Source organism: Acinetobacter sp. YH12131, from assembly GCF_013418635.1.
Taxonomy (GTDB): Bacteria; Pseudomonadota; Gammaproteobacteria; order Pseudomonadales; family Moraxellaceae; genus Acinetobacter; species Acinetobacter towneri.
In genome coordinates this window covers 82,469-104,959 of the sequence record NZ_VPBQ01000004.1, presented here as the reverse complement: position 1 = coordinate 104,959, position 22,491 = coordinate 82,469, and the positions used below count along the sequence as shown (strand labels likewise).

Annotated in this window: 19 protein-coding genes, 1 other RNA gene and 2 pseudogenes; 12 read left to right on the top strand and 10 right to left on the bottom strand. The window is 40.5% G+C overall.

Annotation, left to right across the window (positions count from 1 at the left end; all coding sequences use genetic code 11):
- The first annotated feature begins 10 nt into the window (after positions 1–10).
- Together FTU66_RS04780 and FTU66_RS04775 are read left to right on the top strand one after the other, a co-directional pair.
- Entirely contained in the window at positions 11–1,504 is a 1,494-nt protein-coding gene (locus FTU66_RS04780) for an FRG domain-containing protein (protein ID WP_179996960.1), read from the top strand.
- Positions 1,501–2,106, top strand: a complete 606-nt coding sequence (locus FTU66_RS04775; protein ID WP_179996959.1) for a hypothetical protein — start codon at positions 1,501–1,503, stop codon at positions 2,104–2,106. Before FTU66_RS04780 ends, FTU66_RS04775 begins: the two co-directional genes overlap by 4 nt.
- Positions 2,107–2,316: 210 nt before the next feature.
- Here FTU66_RS04775 and FTU66_RS04770 read toward each other — a convergent pair whose 3' ends face one another.
- On the bottom strand, positions 2,317–3,249 hold the full coding sequence (locus tag FTU66_RS04770; protein ID WP_179996958.1) for a hypothetical protein: 933 nt from the start codon (positions 3,247–3,249) through the stop codon (positions 2,317–2,319).
- Positions 3,250–3,561: 312 nt separating this feature from the next.
- Positions 3,562–4,758: a peptide antibiotic transporter SbmA gene (sbmA, locus tag FTU66_RS04765; protein WP_179996957.1), complete on the bottom strand. Its 1,197-nt coding sequence runs from the start codon at positions 4,756–4,758 to the stop codon at positions 3,562–3,564.
- A 397-nt stretch (positions 4,759–5,155) separates the two neighbouring features.
- On the opposite strand from sbmA, the gene FTU66_RS04760 reads away from it, so the two are divergent.
- Complete coding sequence (locus FTU66_RS04760) at positions 5,156–5,362, top strand: hypothetical protein (protein ID WP_019838358.1); 207 nt, start codon at positions 5,156–5,158, stop codon at positions 5,360–5,362.
- A gap of 626 nt (positions 5,363–5,988) precedes the next feature.
- On the top strand, positions 5,989–7,347 hold the full coding sequence (locus FTU66_RS04755; RefSeq protein WP_136144449.1) for an NAD(P)-binding domain-containing protein: 1,359 nt from the start codon (positions 5,989–5,991) through the stop codon (positions 7,345–7,347).
- Between the two features lie 119 nt (positions 7,348–7,466).
- Here FTU66_RS04755 and glpK read toward each other — a convergent pair whose 3' ends face one another.
- Positions 7,467–8,951: a glycerol kinase GlpK gene (glpK, locus tag FTU66_RS04750; RefSeq protein WP_180112402.1), complete on the bottom strand. Its 1,485-nt coding sequence runs from the start codon at positions 8,949–8,951 to the stop codon at positions 7,467–7,469.
- Positions 8,952–9,081: 130 nt separating this feature from the next.
- On the opposite strand from glpK, the gene ssrA reads away from it, so the two are divergent.
- From ssrA to FTU66_RS04715, 7 genes and pseudogenes are all read left to right on the top strand, one after another.
- Positions 9,082–9,441, top strand: a transfer-messenger RNA (tmRNA) gene (gene ssrA, locus FTU66_RS04745).
- Positions 9,442–9,725: 284 nt separating this feature from the next.
- Complete coding sequence (locus tag FTU66_RS04740) at positions 9,726–9,968, top strand: hypothetical protein (RefSeq protein WP_004975383.1); 243 nt, start codon at positions 9,726–9,728, stop codon at positions 9,966–9,968.
- Positions 9,969–10,152: 184 nt separating this feature from the next.
- On the top strand, positions 10,153–11,304 hold the full coding sequence (locus FTU66_RS04735) for an efflux RND transporter periplasmic adaptor subunit (protein WP_180112401.1): 1,152 nt from the start codon (positions 10,153–10,155) through the stop codon (positions 11,302–11,304).
- Complete coding sequence (locus FTU66_RS04730; protein ID WP_136144179.1) at positions 11,301–12,509, top strand: ABC transporter permease; 1,209 nt, start codon at positions 11,301–11,303, stop codon at positions 12,507–12,509. Before FTU66_RS04735 ends, FTU66_RS04730 begins: the two co-directional genes overlap by 4 nt.
- A gap of 1 nt (position 12,510) precedes the next feature.
- Positions 12,511–13,218, top strand: a complete 708-nt coding sequence (locus FTU66_RS04725; protein WP_180112400.1) for an ABC transporter ATP-binding protein — start codon at positions 12,511–12,513, stop codon at positions 13,216–13,218.
- 274 nt (positions 13,219–13,492) lie between these two features.
- The gene (locus tag FTU66_RS04720; protein WP_004975373.1) at positions 13,493–13,750 is read left to right on the top strand and encodes a hypothetical protein; all 258 of its coding nucleotides are present in this window, start codon (positions 13,493–13,495) and stop codon (positions 13,748–13,750) included.
- Positions 13,751–13,780: 30 nt separating this feature from the next.
- Positions 13,781–14,536, top strand: a pseudogene (locus tag FTU66_RS04715) (hypothetical protein).
- A 94-nt stretch (positions 14,537–14,630) separates the two neighbouring features.
- Here FTU66_RS04715 and FTU66_RS04710 read toward each other — a convergent pair.
- From FTU66_RS04710 to FTU66_RS04700, 3 genes are all read right to left on the bottom strand, one after another.
- Positions 14,631–14,948 (bottom strand): hypothetical protein, encoded by a 318-nt coding sequence (locus tag FTU66_RS04710; RefSeq protein ID WP_104852389.1) that lies wholly within the window; start codon positions 14,946–14,948, stop codon positions 14,631–14,633.
- Positions 14,949–15,088: 140 nt separating this feature from the next.
- The gene (locus tag FTU66_RS04705; protein WP_154320426.1) at positions 15,089–15,871 is read right to left on the bottom strand and encodes a sulfite exporter TauE/SafE family protein; all 783 of its coding nucleotides are present in this window, start codon (positions 15,869–15,871) and stop codon (positions 15,089–15,091) included.
- Between the two features lie 44 nt (positions 15,872–15,915).
- On the bottom strand, positions 15,916–16,599 hold the full coding sequence (locus tag FTU66_RS04700) for an MBL fold metallo-hydrolase (protein ID WP_180112399.1): 684 nt from the start codon (positions 16,597–16,599) through the stop codon (positions 15,916–15,918).
- Between the two features lie 193 nt (positions 16,600–16,792).
- Here FTU66_RS04700 and FTU66_RS04695 point away from each other — a divergent pair, with 193 nt between their 5' ends.
- Positions 16,793–18,130: a sigma-54-dependent Fis family transcriptional regulator gene (locus tag FTU66_RS04695; RefSeq protein WP_180112398.1), complete on the top strand. Its 1,338-nt coding sequence runs from the start codon at positions 16,793–16,795 to the stop codon at positions 18,128–18,130.
- On the opposite strand, the gene FTU66_RS04690 is transcribed toward FTU66_RS04695, so the two are convergent.
- The 4 genes and pseudogenes from FTU66_RS04690 to FTU66_RS04675 form a co-directional block, all read right to left on the bottom strand.
- Positions 18,125–18,958 carry an SDR family oxidoreductase gene (locus tag FTU66_RS04690; protein ID WP_096902277.1) on the bottom strand — a complete coding sequence of 278 codons (834 nt, stop codon included), beginning with the start codon at positions 18,956–18,958 and terminating at the stop codon, positions 18,125–18,127. The genes FTU66_RS04695 and FTU66_RS04690 overlap by 6 nt on opposite strands.
- Positions 18,959–18,998: 40 nt before the next feature.
- Entirely contained in the window at positions 18,999–19,853 is an 855-nt protein-coding gene (locus tag FTU66_RS04685) for a TauD/TfdA family dioxygenase (protein WP_180061206.1), read from the bottom strand.
- Entirely contained in the window at positions 19,807–21,507 is a 1,701-nt protein-coding gene (locus FTU66_RS04680) for an AMP-binding protein (protein ID WP_180112397.1), read from the bottom strand. Before FTU66_RS04680 ends, FTU66_RS04685 begins: the two co-directional genes overlap by 47 nt.
- A gap of 28 nt (positions 21,508–21,535) precedes the next feature.
- A pseudogene (locus tag FTU66_RS04675) lies at positions 21,536–22,330 on the bottom strand (thermostable hemolysin).
- Between the last annotated feature and the right edge of the window lie 161 nt (positions 22,331–22,491).

Sequence of the window (22,491 nt, the reverse complement as noted above, 5' to 3'; positions counted from 1 at the left end):
GGGGTTTTTTATGGCTTACTTCAATCTACTACAGTGCTATTCAGAACAAGAAATAGATACTTTAGATAATAATTTTATATCCATTACTTATAGTACCAGTCGTTTCGCTGAATATACAGATGAGCCTATTCGATTAAAATTCAAAGAACTAACAGAAGAGTCTTTACTAATCTTACGTAACTTCCCTTGCTTTATCTGTTTTGAAAACTTTCAAGATTTTGTGGCAATAGCAGAATTACGAGAGACAAAGTTAAATAATGATAATAATACTATAACCGCAACTTTTAGATTACTATCAGATAAAATATCAACATTAAAACCTAAAGAGGGACATACTAATAGATATACTTATATTTGTGATTTAGAAGAATTAGAAAAAGCATTAAAATTTGAGGGTTGGGAAAAAACCAGAACACATTGGGCGATTAAAAATTCTAATTTATTTGAAAAATTAGCACCTCTTAATATCTTTTCAAATTTAGAAGAGATAAAAGAAACTTTTCCAAATCAAAATATTGACTTACTAAGTCCACCTCAAATTATTGGTCATATAAATGTATCAATTGAAACTAGTTTTAGCGTAGAAGCTGAAATTATTGTTACACCACCATATATAAATAGTATTTCTACTTATATAGAAAAAATTAAAGATATAAATACATTCATTGCTAGCAAAAAAGAAAATAGCGAAGTCTTTTATAGAGGTCATGGAAAATTTTCGTACCAATTATTACCATCACTTTTACGTGAAGATCCCAGTGGCAAAGGAAAAATTTATTTAGAAGGTGAACATCTGTTATTCCGTGAATTACTCACAATGGAACCTAATTCATTCAGTAATGACATCAGTGGTTTTGACATCCTCACACGAATGCAACATTATGGAATGCCAACTAGATTGCTTGATATATCTAGCAATCCATTAACTGCACTCTACTTTGCTTGTGAAAATTTAAACCACAATGAAGATGCTGAAGTTGTAATAATTTCCGTAAAAAAAACAGATATATGTTTTTATGATTCTGATAAAATTTCTTGTTTAACAAATTTAGCAAAACTTACTTCTAATCAGAAAGATCAACTATCCCAATATATTATTAATTGCCAAAAAAACGACTCAACCAAAACCCATCTAAATGAGTCTGATCTTAATCAGAAAGTTTATGAACAATACTTACACTGTATATTAAATGAAAAACCATACTTCAAACCTAGAATTGAAATCAAAGATCTTAAAAATACCTTCTGTGTAAAAGGTCGGTTAAACCAAGAAAGAATTATTGCTCAATCAGGCTCTTTTCTAATCTTTGGTTTAGATGCAGAAGCAATACCAGAACATGGTAATAATGATTTCACCGTTCATAAAGTCAGAATAAAAAAAGATGATAAAAAGCCAATATTAGATGAATTAGATTTACTCAACATCAACCAAAGAACGGTTTATCCAAGTATTGAAAATTCAGCAAAATATATCAAAAATCGATTAGAAAACTTTAAAATATGACCATCAAAAAAGTATCCTCCATCGCCAAACTCGAAGACTTAGGACGAATTCAACTTTCAAAGTCTTTCTTTATGCGTGACTTCCTCTATAGCGAAATCGCTAATTGGTATGGTGTACCCAACTTCCCCGACCATCCTGACATTGCCATTCGCACAGGCAAAGAACTCTGCCAACAACTGCTCGAACCACTCCAAGATAAATTTGGACGAATTGCGATTCGCTCCGCTTATCGCTCACCAAGCGTGAACCAACTCGGAAATGAAAAAGGACATAACTGCGCAAGTAATGAGAAAAACTTTGCCAGTCACATTTGGGACTATCCCGATGCAAAAGGTTATGGGGCAACGGCGTGTATTGTCATTCCATCATTTTTAGCACTGTATGAAAAAGATCAAGTCAATTGGCAACAACTCGCCTATTGGATTCATAATAATTTGAATTACAACCATCTACAATTTTTCCCAAAACTTTGTGCATTTAATATTGGCTGGCATGAACAGCCTGCACGAGAAATTTATAGTTATATTCAGCCCAAAGGCTATTTATTACGTGGTGAGGCGATAAATAAAGAATTTGAGCAGTTTTATCCTGATCTTATTTAGTTTTATCTTTTAAATTACCCCTCCCCCTTGCGCAGCAGTACTGCTCATCCAAGTGGGAGAAGGAGCTTCCATTACAAATTAAATGCCATCAAAACTTTAATATTGGAAAGGTCTTTAAAACAAGCACTAGTGATAAACTGCACTGTGGTGCAAGGGAGAGATAAATATTTAAATTTTAAAATGAAGAGCAGATCAGAAATTATGCGCTCCTCATTTCATTCCTCTCAACATATTCTTAGCCCCTGCATGATTATAATTATTGGCTAAATTCTGCAAAATACGTTTCGCCTGCACATCTGAATTTGGAAAACGACTCCGATAACTCGAAACACCCGTTAAACAACGTGCCACCAACATGCCAGATTCTGTATAAATACGTGTCCCTTCCGCGCCTTGTAACTTGCCATAGTTATAAGCACGTTGCGCATTATTACAGGCATTAATTTGATTACGCCCATTGTTTAAATCGCGACGTGCCGCGACATATAAACGTGTCTGTTGCTGTTGCGGTGTTTCAACCACACGTGGTGGAGCTGTTTTTACTGCTGCAGCCACTGGCTCTTTTTTCTCTTCAGGTTTTTCTTTCACTTCCGCAACTTTGGTTTTATTTATTGTTTTGGGATTACTTGGAGTTGCTTTAGGTCCTGCCTTTGCGGATTCAGAAGTCGCACGGTAAAAACGTCGCGCTTCATCTTCAGACATTATTTTAGTGACCAAACTCACCACTCGCGCTTCACCACGCTGTTCCAACTGGCGCTCTGCCACAGGCTCAATAGATACAATCCAGCTATCACCCTGATTACCTACACAACGGTATGCCCCAATCCCCTGTTTTACATCTCGATACGTATTGAGTAATTTTTTAGACCATGCATTTTTGACTAAACTCATTGAGCTTTTATAGGCAAGCGTGAGGCGTCCATTTTGTGACTGACAATAGCTGCCCATATATTTACGTGGAATCATAGATTCAGCAGGTTGTTCTTTACGCTGTGGCCCCCAATAATAGACATATTCTTTAGCGGCACCACTCGGCTGATTTAATTTTTTTTGAACAATCAGTTCTTGTGGAGATGCAAAATGCTTCACCGAATTTGGGCTATATTGATCGACTGTTGCACAACCAAATAATAGGCTGCTCATCCCCCCAATTAAAAGTATTTTTTTGCAGGTCACGTTTCAATTCTCAATTGTTTTTATAGGAATGAAAATATATGAATTGGCGGAAAATAACAAATCTAACACCTTGATTTTATAGTTAAATAATCATCGCTTTATTTGAATCGAGTTTGATATTTTTATAAAACAATCCAATTCATCACAGTTTTTTATGATTTTGAACACTAACACTCATATTATTTTATACAACTGTTCAGATCTATTTATATTTAGCAATCATGGTTCTGAACATGTGAACGCGACATCCATAACAAATCATGGATGTCGCCATCACAATTATTGATCCAATGTAGATTCAAATGCTTTTAATCGCTTATAGATAGACAAGAGCTCAATAATGGTTGGCCAAGATGCAATCAGATACTGAAAAGATTCACGGACTTTGCCAAATACGTTGGCAATTTGCATCATTAAACCCAATGTAATTGCACCTGCAGCAATACTTGGGAACAACACAAATAAACCATAAATATTGTCCAATTGCATATACCAAATGCGTACCAAGTTAAAATAGGCATAGTGGAAATATAAACGGAAATAGTTCAAACGTACTTTGCTAAACAGTTCTTTTAAACTCAGCGGATCGGCACGTTCAGCGTGATCTTCACCATAAACCAATTCTTTACGATAAGCCGCCTCAACTTTTTGGTTATTAAACTCCAGACCTGGTAACTTCGCACCCACCACAATTAACACCACTGTACCAAATACTGCCCAACCCACTGCAGCCCAAACTAAAGCATATGGAATTTCTCCTATTATAGGCAGGGCTTTGACATGCACAGACAAACTAAACAGCACAGGTAAAAATGCCAACAAAGTCATTAGGGCTTCGACTAAATTTACCCCTAAAGTTTCCATGGTTTTTGCAAAGCGCATGGTATCTTCTTGAATACGCTGTGAAGCCCCTTCAATATGTCTGAGTTTTTCCCAATGTGCGGTGTAATAATTATTCATTGCCGTACGCCAACGAAAAACATAGTGACTAACAAAAAATAAATTCAAAACCATTAAGGTCACTGCCACCATGGCAATGTATAAAAAGGTCAGCACACCTGCATAGAGTTCATTGACATCTCCACCGCCACTACTGAGCATTTTTTGAATCAGGTCATAAAATGGGTTATACCAAGCATTCACCACAACATTGACTTGTACCCCAAACCAAATATTAAACAAGATGAATGCCGATCCCCATACCGACCATCGCTGCCATGGGTGATTTGCTTTAAGTTTCCAGAAAATGGCAAACAGCGTCGTTGCCACAAAAAACCACAGGTAAAACCATAAAAATGCAGGTGACCAAAAACGGCTGACATCGATGGGTAATGTTGCTTCAGCATAACCTTGCGGAAAGCCAATCAAGCTACCCCATGCGCTACCGCCTGAATACCACAAGGCTAGATTGATCGCGAACCAAACAAGCAATGAAATAAAAAACCACTTTGGATTTGGAAAAAATGACTTAAACATGCAGACAAAAAGCCTTTATTTTTAAAATAGGAATGTAAAACCCAGTGCCTTCACCACGTAAAAAGCGTGGATGGATACTTTAACTTTTATACTTTATACGCTGTTTTTTCAGCAATAATTTTATTTTTATACTGAAAACTGTAAATTTCATCAATCGGCTATATTTTACTGCGCTGTTCATTTGCCATTCATCTAAAAAATTAAATGAAATTGCAATTTTTCTCTATATTTTTAAAGTGTCAAATTATGCAGTATTGGAGATATTTATTGCGTTTTTTTGACCAACCATTTAAATACCAAATGTTTAAACCCGACACAAATTTACGGTTTTGTGTAGATTATTCATCAATTTACTATATAATACAGTTGATTAAAAATAACTCATTTAGGGTGCGGTATGGAATCTCCAACAGAAAACATTGCTATTGAGCTACTTGAACCTATTGTTCTACGTAAAGAAAACTGCGCACCAATTGAATTCGAGCAAGGTACAATTTTAAAAGTTCTATTGGTTAATCCTAACTCCTACTTGGTTACCGTAGACGACGAGTTTAACTTTACTATCGCTTTAGAAGATGAAAATAAGGTGTGGCGTAAACTTTAATTCCTTAATAGCTCCGTTCTAAATTAGAAACATTGGATGCGCCTAATTCATCCAATGTTTTATGTCTTGCTTTCACTCCCCTCCCGCTCACTCAATGAACTTCGAATCGCAATCATCTAATCTGCTTTCTTATTGATGTTATCTTTCATCATTGCCTCTCATCATTCTAAAGAGCTCACAAAAAACTTTCTCAGCACCCTTGAAGCACTTCAATTCAAACAAATTTTTAAAAATATCTAACCAAATTCTATTTAGAGACCATAGGGAAAATTACTTAAGAATCAATTAAATATACTAAATGATAAAATTCACCACATTAACGGAATGACCTCAAATTCACTTTTACAACTAAGAAAAGCCAAAATCAATCAAAAATTATGATAAGATCATGCTTCTTGTAAAATACATTTTTTTATAAAGATGAGTTGCTTAAGCAATTTTTACTGTCTTTTGTGTATTTTATTTTTCTATTTTTTTAATTCACATCCTATTTTGACAGGGTCTACTTGACCTCTAAATTTAGGATTGTATTTGCTTATTTTAATAATGCGGATATTTAAAATCCTGAATTGTGTCACTCAAAATTGGGGAAGTAATTAAGAACTCAAAAACTAATGGAGATAGCAATGGATCGAATTGCAATTATTGGCGCTGGCCCAAGCGGCATGGCCCAATTAAGAGCGTTTCAGTCAGCAAAGGCCAAAGGTCTACAAGTTCCTGAAATTGTATGTTTCGAAAAACAAAATGATTGGGGTGGACTCTGGAACTATACTTGGCGCACAGGTATAGATGAACATGGTGAACCTGTCCACGGCAGTATGTACCGTTATTTATGGTCAAATGGTCCTAAAGAAGCGCTAGAATTTGCCGATTATACTTTTGATGAACACTTCAAAAAACCAATCGCGTCTTATCCGCCACGCGCAGTGTTGTGGGATTATATTCAAGGGCGTGCAGAAAAAGCACAGGTGAAAGATTTAGTCCGCTTTAACACTGCCGTTCAACATATTCATTATGATGATGCGACGCAAAAATTCACAGTTGATGTCGAAGATTACGCACAGCAACGTCATTATTCAGAACAGTTTGATTATGTCGTGGTGGCCTCTGGGCACTTTTCTACCCCGCGTGTCCCTGTTTATGAAGGCTTTGATCAATTCCATGGTCGTATTTTACACGCGCATGATTTCCGTGATGCACTGGAATTTAAAGGTAAATCAGTGCTGTTGGTGGGCAGCAGCTACTCTGCCGAAGACATTGGTTCGCAATGTTATAAATACGGCGCCAAACAAATTTACAGTTGCTATCGCAGTAAAGCCATGGGCTTTAAGTGGCCCAAAAACTGGTCTGAAAAACCACAATTACTGCGTGTAGATGAAAATACTGCTTATTTTGGTGATGGAACATCGGCCAAAATTGATGCCATTATTTTATGTACGGGCTATTTACACCACTTCCCGTTTATTGAAGATGGCTTGCGCCTCAGAACGCATAACTGCCTTTATCCACTAGGTTTATATCAAGGTGTGGTTTGGGAAAAGAATCCACGTTTGTTCTATTTGGGTATGCAAGATCAATGGTACACCTTCAATATGTTCGATGCGCAGGCATGGTTTGTCCGCGATGTGATTTTGGGCAAAATTGCGTTGCCAAGCATAGAGGAAATGCAAAGCCATACCCAAACCTTGCATGAAAAAGAACAACGCTTAATGAGCGATGAACAATCTGCACGTTTTCAAGGGGATTACATCAAACGCCTGATTGCGCAGACCGACTATCCATCTTTCAATATTGATGCAGTACACGATATTTTCATGCAATGGAAAAAGCATAAAAAAGAAAATATTATGGGCTTTAGAGATAAAGTTTATCGCTCAGTGATGACAGGAAAAATGGCTAAACCGCATCACACACCATGGCTTTATGCACTAGATGATTCTTTGGAAAGTTATCTAGAAGATGAAGCTCAACGTGAGGCAATGTAAGGCGTAATCTAAAAGATCAAAGTAACGAAAAAACAGCTACAAGCCTCAAAAGTTTTGCTGATGAGGCTTGTGGTTTAAAGATTTATTTCAACTTAGCGTTATTTTAGAAATAGCGCTGATTATAAGTCTGACTTAGCACGTTTTAAGGCTTGTTGCCAACGCGCTAAATGTTCTGCACGCTCTGCTTCATTCATTTGGGGTTCAAATACCCGATCTAACTGCCAAGATGCTGAAATTTCAGATAAGTCAGAAAATACACCCGCCTTTAAACCTGCCATAGCTGCTGCTCCCCAAGCGGTTGATTCCAACATTTTAGGACGTAACACAGGCACATTTAAAATATCGGCTTGGAATTGCATCAACATATCATTTTGACTAGCACCACCATCGACTCGAAGCTCTTTCAGTGGATGATCTAAATCGGATTGCATCGCAGTGAGTACATCCGACACCTGAAATGCAATGGATTCCAAGGCAGCACGGGCAATATGTGCCTTGTTGGTGCCACGTGACATTCCACATAAAAGCGCTCGCGCTTCACTGTCCCAATGTGGCGCACCAAGCCCTGTAAATGCAGGAACTAGCACTACACCATCGCTAGAAGTTACACTATTGGCAAGTTGTTCCACATCGCTGCTTTTTTGGATAATACCCAAACCATCGCGCAGCCATTGCACCACCGCGCCTGCCATAAAAACACTGCCTTCAAGGGCAAAATGGGTTTGATTTTGACATTGCCACGCCAAAGTGGTAAGTAACTTATTTTGGCTAAATTGCACCTGATTGCCTGTATTAAACAACATAAAACAGCCTGTACCATAGGTGTTTTTTGCTGTTCCAACTTCAAAGCACGATTGCCCAAACAACGCCGCCTGCTGATCGCCTAAAATACCTGTAATTGGGATATTCGCGCCCAATAAACCCGTTGCGGTATCTGCAATATAGCTGTCGGATGCAATAATTTTGGGTAAGACCGATGCGGGAATTTGAAATAATTCCAGTAATTCTTCATCCCAAGTTTGACGATGCAAGTTCATCAACATGGTTCTTGAGGCATTACTCGCTTCAATGACATGCTCTGCGCCTTGGGTCAAATTCCAGATTAACCAACTGTCGATGGTGCCAAAAGCCACATGCCCCTGCTGTGCTAATGCTTTTAATCCACCGACATGCTCCAGCAGCCACACCAGCTTGCCTGCACTAAAATACGGATCGATACGCAGACCTGTTTTTTCCTGAATCAATTGCATCTGGTTATTTTGAATCAACTGATGACACCAATCAGCCGCACGACGATCTTGCCAAATTATGGCAGGTGCCAGTGGTTTGCCTGTGCGTTTATCCCACACTACAGTCGTTTCACGTTGATTGGTCACGCCAATCGCGTGAATGTCTTTAGCCAAAATACCTGCAGTCGCCAGAGCCTGTTGCACCACAGCAATTTGATTTGACCAGATTTCTTGGGCATCTTGTTCCACCCAACCTGAATGTGGGGTTTGAATATGGGTTTCTCGTTGTGCCGTTGCCTGAACTTGTCCGTGTTCATTGAAGATGATGGCGCGACTAGAAGTTGTGCCTTGATCGAGTGCCAGTAAATAACTCATATTTTTTATTGTGTTTGACTTGAAAAATAAAATATTAGCGCAATTATGTAACTAAGCGCATCGAAATGTGTAATTGTGCAGAAAATACATCGTAATTTTTGCCAGCTATGCTATGATTGCGCTGTGATATGGGGGTGTTATTGGCTTCGACGCTGATGATGAAGCTCATAGATGCATGCCGAGAGCGCATTTTCTCTCGTAAATCAAATTTGCATTAAAATAGTCGCAAACGACGAATCTTACGCTCTAGCTGCCTAAGGGCCGCTTGTCCGCTTCACTGAATACTTGTGGTCAGTGAACCCGACTGAAGCGCACGCACACAAGTCCGTATAGAGTTGAGCCTCGGGACTTTATACCAAACTTAGAGGATCGCACTTTAAACCCTGTTCGTCGGGTCTTAGAGTGTTAAAACAATAGACGATATCTAAGCATGTAGTATTCTCGAGTGTAGTGTTGGCGGACGCGGGTTCAACTCCCGCCATCTCCACCAAATTCTTAAATTCATATGAAGTTACATAACTAAATATGACTAAAAAAGCCTTAAACATCAGTGTTTAAGGCTTTTTCTATGGGTTTTGCGTCCAATGCTATCCAGAACAAATTGACCCAAATTTGAATAAATTGGGTCAAAATTGCGTCAATTTGACCCACAACTTTTAGATCTATAATGACCTGAAGCGAAGTACATCTCTCAAACAACCCTTGTCATAAATTTGTAATGTTTGTTGCTTATAAATTCTTAGAAATTTCAACTTTATATTTTAAGGTTCAGGAATGTCAGCAAACATCAGCTTAAAGTATCTAAATTCATTGATCAGTGATGCTCAGACTAAAGGCAATAAAATTGAGAAAATATTATTGGGCTATAAGGCTTATTATTTTTTCATGTCAGATAGTGATTTCCATAAGGCAGTGACTAGCTCTGCACTCTCGCCAAGCAAACGTAAATATAAAGACCATAAAATTAAAGTGACCCAAGACGACTATCAAATTGAGGTAAAACTTCACGAAAAATGATCAGGATTGCTCACTTTTGCACAATACAGGTTCAAATCCACTTTTAGGATTTAAGCCTTTTTATTGGACGGTTTATTCATCTCCAAACATTTTTCGCTTTCATCCCCCAAACCGAATAACTCTCCCGCACAATAACAAAATAGATTATATTCTCCTTAATTGATAAAAATTATGCGGAGTACACATGCAGGTATTTCCCTTAGGAAAGCGAACTATTTCCGTGATTGTGGTCATTGTAGCTCTGGTTTTATTGTTAATTTACGTGGTCTTACGCACAGGCCCATTTGCCCCTGTCAACGTCACCCTCACGCAAGTCAAATATCAATCCATTCAACCTAGCCTGTTTGGCGTAGCAACCGTTGAAGCGCGTTATAATTATAAAATTGGCCCAACTGCAGCAGGTCGCTTAAAAAACTTAAAAGTAGATATTGGCGATAACGTACAAGCAGAACAACTGTTAGGCGAAATGGATCCTGTCGATCTAGAAGATCGTTTATTGGCTCAACGTGCGATAATCCAAAAAATTACCGCTCAGCAACAAGACACTCAAATCCGTCAAAATTTTGCGCAGCAACAAGTCAAGCGTTATCAACAACTAGCTAAAATCAATGCCACCAGCCAAGAATCTTTAGCCATTAAACAACAAGAGCTCGATTTGGCAACGGCGGCACTCAGCGCGATGCAACAAGAACTCAATAAAGCACGTGCAGACCTGAATACCTTACAAGCACAGCGTGATAATTTAAATTTAGTGGCCACAGCCGCAGGTGTCGTCACTGCACGTTATGCAGAACCGGGTTCAACAGTCGTGGCAGGTCAAACAGTACTAGAAATTGTCGATCCTAACTCCATTTGGATGAATGCCCGTTTCGATCAATCCAGTGCGATTGGTTTAGCTGCTGACTTACCAGCTCAAATTCATTTACGTTCACGGCAAAATAATGCTTTGGCAGGTCATGTGTTATGGGTAGAACCTCGTGCCGATGCCATTACCGAAGAAATTTTAGCTAAAGTGGTTTTTAATCAACCTCCAACGCCTCTTCCGCCTTTGGGTGAGTTAGCAGAAGTCACCATCAGCCTCGCACCATTGGCACGCAGCTTAACCATTCCCAATGCGGCAGTTCACCGTATCAATAACCAAGTAGGCGTGTGGAAAGTTGCAGCAGAAAAACCACAATTTGTTGAAGTTCAATTGGGACGTTCAAATTTAGCGGGCGATGTGCAAGTGCTCGCAGGCTTATCTGAAAATGATCAAGTGGTGCTGTATAGTGAAAAACCCCTACATGCCAAAAACCGTTTACGGGTTGTCAAGCAACTTGCAGGAGCAGCTAAATGATTAGTCTGGCAGGTCGTGATATTTTCCATTCATGGGGTAAATTCGTATTTACTGGCTTTGGACTCGGCTTGCTGATTGGTGTGACCTTAATTATGGCTGGCGTGTATCGCGGCATGGTAGATGATGCCAAAGCCCTGCTGAATAACAGTGGTGCTGACCTATGGGTAGTGCAGCAAGATACACTTGGCCCTTATGCAGAACCTTCAAGTGTGCGTGATGATTTATATCGCAGCGTGATGAATATGCCCGGGGTGGCGCATGCTTCAAATATTACTTATTTAACCATGCAAGTGCATCATCAAGATAAAGATATTCGCTCGATGGTGGTCGGGATTCAAACAGGTGAACATGCGTGGAATAACTTGGGGTGGCCACCACATTTATTGGCAGGACGTCAATTGACCCGCGGGCACTATGAAGCCGTAGCCGACATGAGTACGGGATTAAAGTTGGGTGATCGTATTAAAATCCGTCGTAACACCTTTACCGTGGTGGGTTTAACCCGACGCATGGTGTCTTCGGGTGGTGACCCGATGATTTTTATTCCGCTGAAAGATGCACAACAGGCGCAATTCCAAAAGGACAATGCTGCCATTTTACAAGACCGTAGACGAATTGCAGTAAACCCAATTTATAACCGCCCTGCTTATCCTGACTTGCTTGAAAGCGTACTCAATGCACAAAGTAGCAACCGTTATGTGAATGCTATTTTAGTCCGTTTAAATGCAGGTGCTTCAGCTGAAGAAACAGCAGCACATATTCAGCGTTGGCAACAACTAACAGTCTATACCCGCCCGCAGATGGAACACATTTTAATCAGCAAAATGATTGCCACATCCGCCAAACAAATTGCCATGTTTTTGGTGATTTTGGCCTTGGTCAGCGCCGCGATTGTGGCATTTATTATTTATACCCTGACTATGGACAAAATTCGTGAAATTGCGGTCTTAAAATTAATTGGCACACGCAATCGCACAATCGCTTGGATGATCTTGCAACAAGCACTCGCGCTTGGATTAATTGGGTTTGCTGTTGGTAAAATCAGTTCAACCTTTGCCGCACCATATTTCCCGAAATATGTCTTATTGGTTCCGCAAGATTCTATTTTTGGATTTATTGCGGTGATGCTGATTTGCATGTTAGCCAGTTTGGTTGCAATTCGGATGGCACTGCGCATTGACCCTGCCGAAGCAATTGGGGGATAACATGACACAGGGCATTTTAATTGAAGGTTTAAAAAAGCGTTTTGGACAAGGTGACAATGCCTTTTATGCCTTAAAAGATGTCAAAATGCAGGTTGCACCCGGTGAAGTGGTTGGGCTGATTGGCCCCTCAGGTTCGGGTAAAAGCACCTTGCTCAAATGTTTAGGTGCCGTGATTGATCCTACCGAAGGACGCATGACTTTGGGCGATGAGGTGATTTTTGATCAACGTTGGTTAGTCAAAGACTTAAGTGCCTTACGCCGCGATAAAATTGGTTTTATGTTCCAAACCCCGTACTTAATTCCTTTTTTAAATGTTTTGGATAATGTAGCGCTGCTGCCGATGTTAGCAGGCGTAGCCAATGACATTGCCCGCGCCCGCGCATTGGAAATTTTAACGGCGCTCGATGTGCAGCATCGGGTACATGCCATGCCTGGGCAATTGTCTGGTGGTGAACAACAGCGTGTCGCCATTGCACGTGGTTTGATTAATCAACCGCCTGTGATTTTAGCCGATGAACCCACTGCACCATTGGATAGTGTACGCGCGATGACCGTGATTCGCTTATTACACGAAATGGCAGAAAAATTTCAAACTGCAATTATTGTAGTCACACATGACGATAAAATCATCCCTACCTTTAAACGCTTGTACCACATTCGAGATGGTGTGACTTATGAAGAACAAGGCGAAGGACGTCCTTTTAAGTAGGCTCTAAAGTTTTCAGCGCTGGAAACTGATGTTTTAGCTCAATATCAAAAGCAATAAAATATCTGCATTTCAAGTTACATGCGACACAATGCTAAAAAACGGTTGATGTGGTATTCTGATAGCATCAGAAATGCAAAAATATAATACTTACTAGCTTCATACTGTTCTTGGAATTTAATCAAAATACGCATATATTGATTAAATAGAGCAATTTATTCTTAATCCAAGAATTGACGCGCTAACCATGAAACTTAATCACCTAGAGGTTTTAGATATGTCAACTAGAAACCGAACCAATGAAAGTGAAATCGCTACAGCTGCAGCTGACGTTTTGCGTGAACGCTTCATTGCAGTAGCTCACAGTGATCGAGTACTTTATGTGGAAAATGATGCCTTAGTCAGCAAAACCCCGAATGGCAAACCAGTTTTAATCAAACAGTTATCTGGTCGGAACCCTGATCTAGCCCGCCAGTTTAATGGTCGCAGAACCTTTAAAATTAGAAAACGTAACATAGAGGCTACTGCAGAATAATTTATGTTGCCAAAAACACCTCGAATCAGAATGTTTGCGGGTCCAAATGGATCGGGCAAAAGTACGATGATTAATGGTTTAGATAGCCGTTTATCTAAATTGTTTTTGAATGCTGACAACCTTGAGCGCGATCTTAAAGCCACACCCATTCTTGATCTAAGTCAATTTGATATACGCATTAATGCAAACATATTGGTTGATTATCTTACTCAAGCAAGTCGACCACTAAAAAATGCAGATGGTACTCTAAGCAAAAGTCCTCTCCTCTCAGTAGATCCTGTGATTGATGGAAGCTTAATCGACTTAAGCGGGAACACGATTGATTCCTACCTCGCAGCCCGAATTCTTGATGTCATCCGTAAAGAGTTACTTACGCTTAAGGTTGGATTTACATTTGAAACCGTAATGTCTCATGAGAGTAAAATCGAGTTTTTGCGAGATGCTAAAACGCAAGGCTATCGTACCTATTTATACTTTGTGACGACTGAGGACCCTGATATTAATGTGGACCGAGTTAAACAACGTGTGAAAAATGGTGGTCATCCAGTCGAAGAAATTAAAATCCGTGAACGCTATTTCCGCACTATGCACATGTTGATTGATGCGATTGAAGTATCTGACCGAGCGTATTTATTTGATAACTCAAGTAATGCGACCAAGAATATGGCTTCTTATATCTGAGAAGTGACTAACGGAGATACATTGATCATTAATCCAGATTTTAAAGGAGAGTTTCCGATCTGGTTTGAAAAATATGTACTTGTTCATTTGGTTGATGAAGAATAAAAAAACCGCGCTTAAATCATTCAAACGCGGTTTTTTAAATATTCACAGGTCAGTAAACTGAACCCATCGGCATCTTACTCAGCCAACATTTTACTCAGTATTCATAGCCATTGTTGATTGACCATTGCTGCAATTTGCCATAATAGATTTCATCACTGAACAGTAGGTCTGCTTTAGAGGCAGCATTACTTTCTTCAGTTGGGCAGAAACCATCATCACAATCGGCATCGACAACCCAGCAACCACGAACGAACAATACTTTATTGCCTTCTTGCTCCAGTTGTTTCTGAACGCGATCAATCGCTTCATGTAAGTCATCTGCGCCTAAATATGCGGTCAAATACGCATAAGAGCCTGTTTCATCGGATGCTTTGCGGAACTCTACACCCACACAAAATAAATGTTTTTTCATTCTTGGCTCCTTGTCATCTTATACAACTAAGCTAATCTTTAATTTGGTCTAGGTCTAGTGCTTTTTCTTACACTTAACAATACGTTACCTATTCACAATACTGCAGTTCAAAGTAAAAACATAGTATCCAAATATTAGACTTAAGCCATAATCGCTGTATAAATGAGGTAGAACGCAACACCAATGACTGTTGTAGCAAATACCTTTTGTACAGTATTGCTATTCATGCGATGTACCAAAGTACGTCCAAGTAACATCCCGACAATACACGCCAGAACAAAGGTGATGGTGACTGCCATTGGGTACTGAAAGCCATCTAAAACGTGTGCTGAAATACTCACGCCACCAATCAGGAAAATAATCATCAAAGAGGTTGCGACGATACTGCGCATATCCAAATCGGTAAATTTACGCAATAACGGCACAATAATAAAACCACCGCCCACACCCAACAAACCCGTCAGCAAGCCTGCAATTACACCAACACCACCAAGCAAAGACGCCGTTTTAACATTCCAAATTAAGCGTCCTGTGTTTTGGTTTACCTTACACGGTGGATTAATTTGGTCGTTGACTTTATTAAAGAAAATACGATACGCCACAATAAACATGACCAGACTGAACGCCAGTGTTAACCAAATGGGCGGGACAATACCTGCCAAATGCACCCCATAACGTGCAGATGGAATACTGATTAAGGCAATCCACAATGCAGCACGATAACGCACAATACGTTTGAACAAGCCTTCAACTGTGCCAACCAAAGCTGCCAAAGTGACTGCCAATAAACCCACGGGTGCAGCCTGCGCCACAGTCCAGCCTTGGCTTGCCATAAGAGCAGGAACGGCAAGAATACCGCCCCCTGCCCCTGTCAAACCCAGCAAAGTACCAATCGCCAAGCCTTCTAGGATTAACATCCACATGCGTATTTTCCCCTATTCCATCACTGTGTTGTACTGTGCAAGCATTACTTGCCGCAAACTTTATTGGCAGGCAAAGCCACATCAATATGTTTTGGATAAGGCAGTTTTAAATTCTGCATGAGGGTAATAAATTCCGCTTTGGTGCGCCCTTGTCCTAAACGCGAGTTATTGCGTTTTTCCTGCCCAACGGTAGAAGACACACGCCCTTTGTAGTCATGCCCTGGGTACACCAAAGTGTCATCAGGTAAGCTAAAAATTTGTAGATGAATGCTGTCATATAAAGTCGCCGGGTTGCCTTCCTGAAAGTCAGTACGACCACAACCATCAATTAACAACGCATCGCCAGTGAATACCATGCCATTGACCACATAGCTGGTACAGGCGTTGGTATGACCCTGGGTATAACGTGCTTCAATCAACAATTCACCCACACGAATGGCGCTGCCATCGGTAATGAAAATATCGCCACACACCACACCTGAATTACGATGTAATACAGTTTTACAACCAAAACGTGTTCTGAGTTCGTTGGCAGCAGTAATATGGTCAGCGTGTACGTGCGTATCTAAGCTATACACCAATTGCAAATCATGCTGTTCTAGAAAAGCAGCATATTGCTCAACCTCTGAAATTACAGGGTCAATCAGCACCGCTTCACGGGTTTGTTCAGATGCCAATAAGTAAGTATAGGTCGAGCTGTCAGCTTCAAAAAATTGATGAAAGATCATGAGATATACACCAAGTTTTATATTTTGTTATTCTTAATTTTGCAAATATAATACCAACTTAATCTCTTTTAAATATATTAATAAAATACAATATATTAAGAAATATTATTTAATTTAGGTCATATTCCATGTTTCACATCTGTTGCATTTTATGTTTCAATTGAATCAATAATGAAACAAAAGATGAAACATCATGAATGCGATACATGACTTTGAACAACAAGCCAGTCTTGAAAGCTTTTTGTTTCATTTACAACAACTTTGTCCAGACAGTTTGCTCTATGTTTATGACGACATTGCTCAAACATGGATTTATGAATATGCACAAGATGCTTCTGTTTCTGCAGCTACGGGTAAAACATTAAAAAATCAATTATTGAAATTAAAACTACAATCACAATCAGCATCACAACCACAGACAGGTCTGCTGCAACTCCCGAATAGTGCTAAGGCATGGCACTACCACAGCTTAAATATTCGTGTCCATACAGCCGATTTCACAGGATGTTTATTCTTTCTACAGCCTAGCGTTGCAACAGTGTCATCACAAACACTCACCCCATCTGCCCAAGCACAAAATAGTTTGGCGGAGTTTTTCCATAGTGATTCGCCACAAATGCAGCATATGTATTCCATTATTGAACGGGTAGCGATTACTGAGTTTCCTGTTTTGGTGCGTGGTGAATCTGGTAGTGGTAAAGAGTTGGTGGCGCAAGCAGTACATGCACGCAGCCAACGGCATACACAAGTCTTTATTGCGATTAACTGCGCGGCTTTAAATGCCAATATTTTAGAAAGTGAATTGTTTGGGCATGTGAAAGGTGCATTTACAGGGGCAATTCGTGAGCATAAAGGTGTGTTTGAACGTGCTGCAGGTGGTACTTTATTTTTAGATGAAATTGCAGAAATTCCACTGGAACTGCAAGCCAAATTATTGCGAGTATTAGAAACGGGCGAATTCACCCCTTTGGGCGGTGAAAAAGCGATTAAATCGAATGTCAGAATTATTACCGCAACCCATCGCGCTTTACGTGAAGAAGCGCGTTTAGGCAGATTTCGCCAAGATTTACTTTATCGTTTACGGGTGATTCCAATTTTTGTGCCACCACTACGTGAACGTAAACAAGATATCCCTAAAATTGCAGCATTTATTTTGCAACAACAAGCCCAGTTTCAGGTCACGCCACATTTGACCGAGCAAGCACTGAAGGTATTAATCAATTACGACTGGCCGGGCAACGTGCGTGAATTAAAGAATACCTTGCTGTATGCATTGACCATGTCAGCAGGTAAAACGGAAATTGATCAACACGATTTACCCGATGAAATTGTGCATGCTAGTTTGAAACTCGCCACAGCTACCCCAACGCCACAACCTATTAAGCTGCCCATCAAAACCAACAATAAAGTAGATAAAGACACACTGCAGGATTTACTGGAAAAATATCAGGGGCAAACTGAATTGGTGGCACAAGCCTTGGGCATTAGCCGAACCACCTTATGGCGTTATCGAAAAAAATATCATTTATGAGGCGGAAGTTTGCTGAATAAAGGACGCTTTGCTTTGATCTGCATATTCATAAATGGTGTCTAAATCTTTTTGAATGGCAGCTGCGACTCGGCTAGGCATCAACTGATTCAGTTTGACAAAGACTTTTTCAGGATAACCGACCTGATAGGATTGACGGTCTGTTTGTAAAAATTGATACAGTTCTTGTGCCACAAATTCAGGTGAATCCACTTTTGTACCCATTTTGATATTCATTTCAATCACATCGGGATTGTTCATACTGGTATTGGTCGCGCGTGGGGAGAAATATCTAAAACGAATGGCAGTCTGACAATACTCTCGCGCCAACGCTTCAGTTGCACCACGCAAGGCAAACTTACTGGCGCAATAACTCACATAGCCAGGATAGCCGATGCTGCCAAAAGTCGAGCCAATATTGATGATCTGACTCGGCTGACTGTCCGACATATATGGAATCACATCCTGAATCAGTTGCAGCGGATAAGCCACATTGACCAACATCATTTGCTCAATGGTATCCTGTGATTGCTGCGCAAACAGACGAAAATCATTCATGCCTGCATTGTTAATATAGTAATGAATCGGCTGTTTTAATGCGGCAAGTGCCTGAATAAAATCATGACGACTGCTGGCATCAATTAAATCACAACGCAGACTGTGTAATTGCAACTGAGGATACTGCTGCGCCAGACTTTGCTCTAGTTGTTGCAAGGTGTCTTGCTTACGCCCAACCAAAATTAAGTTTAAGCCTTTTTCAGCAAAATGATGCGCAATCGCATGACCAATCCCGCCTGTTGCCCCGAAAATCACCGCAGTTAAATTTGACATAAAAGATACTCTCAATTTTAAGATATTCGATACAACTCAATTATAAAAATGCAGGATTCAGTCCCAAGCCCATACAAATATAGAGTTTACGATCTTCTAATGGCACCAATATTTCACGTCTGCCATGCATAAAGCGCTTGTTATCAATGAGCACCACATCACCATCTTGCCAGTCAATTTCTGAGGTTTCACGCTCGCATCGCTCTGCCAATTCTTCCAATAATTCTGCTTGGATTTCGCTGCCATCGGCAAAGTAAAAACGCTGCTTTTCGTAATTATAAGAAGGCCCCAACAAGGTGTTGGCAAAGGCAGGCACAGCTTTTAAATTGTCATGGCGAATCATCGGCATGCTTAAATCGTACTGTACGCCTTCATCATGCGCAGGGCGAATCCGTTGTCTAGGAATCATCTCAATAAAATGAGCGAGTTCCTGCTGCCCGACCTGTACGGCATCGGCAATATTGAGTGCTGTCGCCACATACTTTTGCCACATCGCTTTGGGTAAGTAACGGCTGATGGTCATCGGTTCAGCAAATTTCTGCTTCAGTGTGTCAGGCAGTTTTTGCCATACCTCATGTCCATCACATAAAGTAGTCTGCGAACCACGCGAAGCACTTTTTTCACTAAAAAAAGCAATAATATCAGGCGGCATTGGGGTTGAACCATTTTCTATATGCAGTCCCATTGCCTGCGTACCTGCATCTACTTTTTGCGATTGTCGGGTCACATTTTCACGTGCAGGGTCATAGGTCAGCTTTTGGCAAATATTGCTCATCAGCCCACTAAACGCATTCACATCATAATGTTCATTTCTAAGTAAAACCCAACCGTGCTCCACCAAACGATCTTTAATTTGTTGTGGGGAATGTTTGAATTGCTGTTGTGCAATATTCATGTGATTTCTCTCTATCTCTATTGATGACTGACAGGTTGATGTCTATCTGTGAAACATCTCCAAGATCAGCCATTAAATACGTTGTAGGATGTGCCAAAGCTGTCTGATACTGTTGCTGAATGACTGCTCTACGCAATTTTCCGTTATCGGTTAACATCTGATTATTTAAAGAAAAAGGTTGTTCAGCACGGCACCAGTGTTTAATTTGGGCATAATCAGGCATACGGGTATTGGCACGATAAATCGCGGCTGCCAATTGCGCATCTGAACGATGTTCCTCGGCATAAATCACTGCAGATAATGACGGCTGCGCTTCACCAAACACGGCAATCTGTTGAATTTCAGGCTCACTCAAACTGTTCGATTCAACCCATTCTGGTGAAATATTGCGCCCAAAACTGCTGACAATAATTTGCTTGATACGCCCCGTGATATATAAATAGCCATCTTCATCAAAATAACCTGCATCGCCTGTGTGAATATCGGCTGATACCGCATCCTGCTCACGCCCAAGTTCATGCATATATCCCAACATGGCATTGCCCTTGACCACCACTTCTTGATTGGCAGCAATTTCGACTTGAACATGCGGTAATACGCGGCCAACACTGCCAATTCTGCGAGCTTCAGGCAGGTTTAAACTCACGACCGATGCACATTCAGACAGACCATAACCTTCATAAACAGGTAAATTGAATTGCTGACACTGCTTGAGTAAATCTGCAGACACCTTGCCACCACCCACGGCAATAAACTTCAAAGTGCGCAAGCCCAAATCGCCGTGTTGATGGATATATTCCACAATCGCTTTGAGCATTTGTGGCAATAAAATCACGCTTTCAATATGATATTGCTGCACGGCATCGACAAAGCGTGAAACATCAAACTCATGAAACTCATGGTTGGACAGCAAACCAAACTGACTGACTTCAGCCACCACCACTGCACGCCCCATGTGAAAAGGCACATACACGCCTGCGATATTTTCAAGCAATGTTGCAAATGGAATTAGACACAAATGCCGCCCAAGCTGGCTGCTTTGCAATGCCTGACTTAAAGAGTACGTAATTGAATTAATGGTGGCTTCTGCCAAACACACACCTTTGGGAGTACCCGTACTGCCCGAGGTATAAGTAATTTTTGTAGGCTGCTCAGCAGAATTTGGGGATAAATGCGGTTGTGCTGTTTCAACGCTTAGACGAAACAACTGCCCTTGATATAAATCTGATGGTGGCAAAACCTGTGCCTGAACTGCATCAATCATCTCCAACAAAGCTTCTGGAATAGCAGTATTTCCAATAGCCGAGTTAACATTGGACGGAGTATCGCTTTGTGCAGTATCCGTCAAAATACACAGCAACTCGGCTTGGCTGTCTTGCAGTAAATGTTGCACTTGTGCAGCAGTAAAAAATAAAGGCACAGGAATGACTGTCATTGCAGCTTTACGTGCGGCTAAATCGACCACAATCCAATCGGCCTGATTCACACCCCACAACGCCAAACGCTGTACTTGATAAGTTGCCAATTCTGCACTGAGCAACTCAACCCGTTGCTGTAATGTGGCATAACTCAGTGTGGTTTGTGCCGTCACAATTGCTTCACGCTCAGGGTCTGTTTGGGCATAGTGATTCAGGTTTTCAAACAACTCATTCATCTTTCAATTTCCGCCTTTCTGCATAACCTTAGGCATAAAAACAATATTGCTGTTGCGTGACCGCCAACGCTGCTGCAACGTCAATCGCCAGTACATAAGGCTTCTGTTGGTAATAACTGCCCCATTGATGCTGTGCATCGCCCAAGGCTTCGGGGTTGGCTTTTTCTAGTACCTGAAAATGCAAACCCATTTGCTGTAACACATAGCGCACTGCTGCTGTTCCTGTGCAAACTGCCCACGACACATTGTTCTGCGATAAATGAAACACCAAAAAAGCCACTATCAATTTGGCTTTGCTCATGTCTTACGCTGCCAAGTTGCCAATTTCAACAATCTGCGCGCGCGTTACAGGCACTTGGCTCAATTGGGTTAAAATGGTTTCAATGGGTGCACCTAAATACTGTTCCAAAAAGGCTTGGTTTGCGCCCAATGGTTGCATGCCAATCACCACTTGCATGTCGTGGTTTACATAGCCTGCAAACAAGGTATCTGAAAAAGTATTTATGGATGCCTGATGGACTTTTTGGTATTTATCTCGAATAAAATGCTCTAATGCCAAGCGTTGTTCGCTAGCATCTCGGGTCACAGTTGTCACATTTAAATGTTGTGCTGTTGTGTGTGCTTGAATCACCGAGGCATAGCTGTGTAATACATCTAAATGTGGCTGTTCTAGGTTCAACTGTTTTGGGTTCGTTTGTGGTTTATACGGCTGCGCTACAGATGCATACCCGTTGAATTGTTTTTTATTTTTTTGCTGATGAAAATTCGCATCCAGAAAATGCGTTTGACTGGATGATTGAGCATCAAAATTAAATTTGATCATGTGCATCACATTGGATAGAAAATAACTCAATGCTCAAGATAGAAATCTAAACTTAAAGAAAACTTAAGTCGCTACAAACTGTCACAATTCATAAAGTTGTTTATGCACACAAAAAAGGAGCTGATCACTCAACTCCTTATATGTCTAAAACAATAAACTAA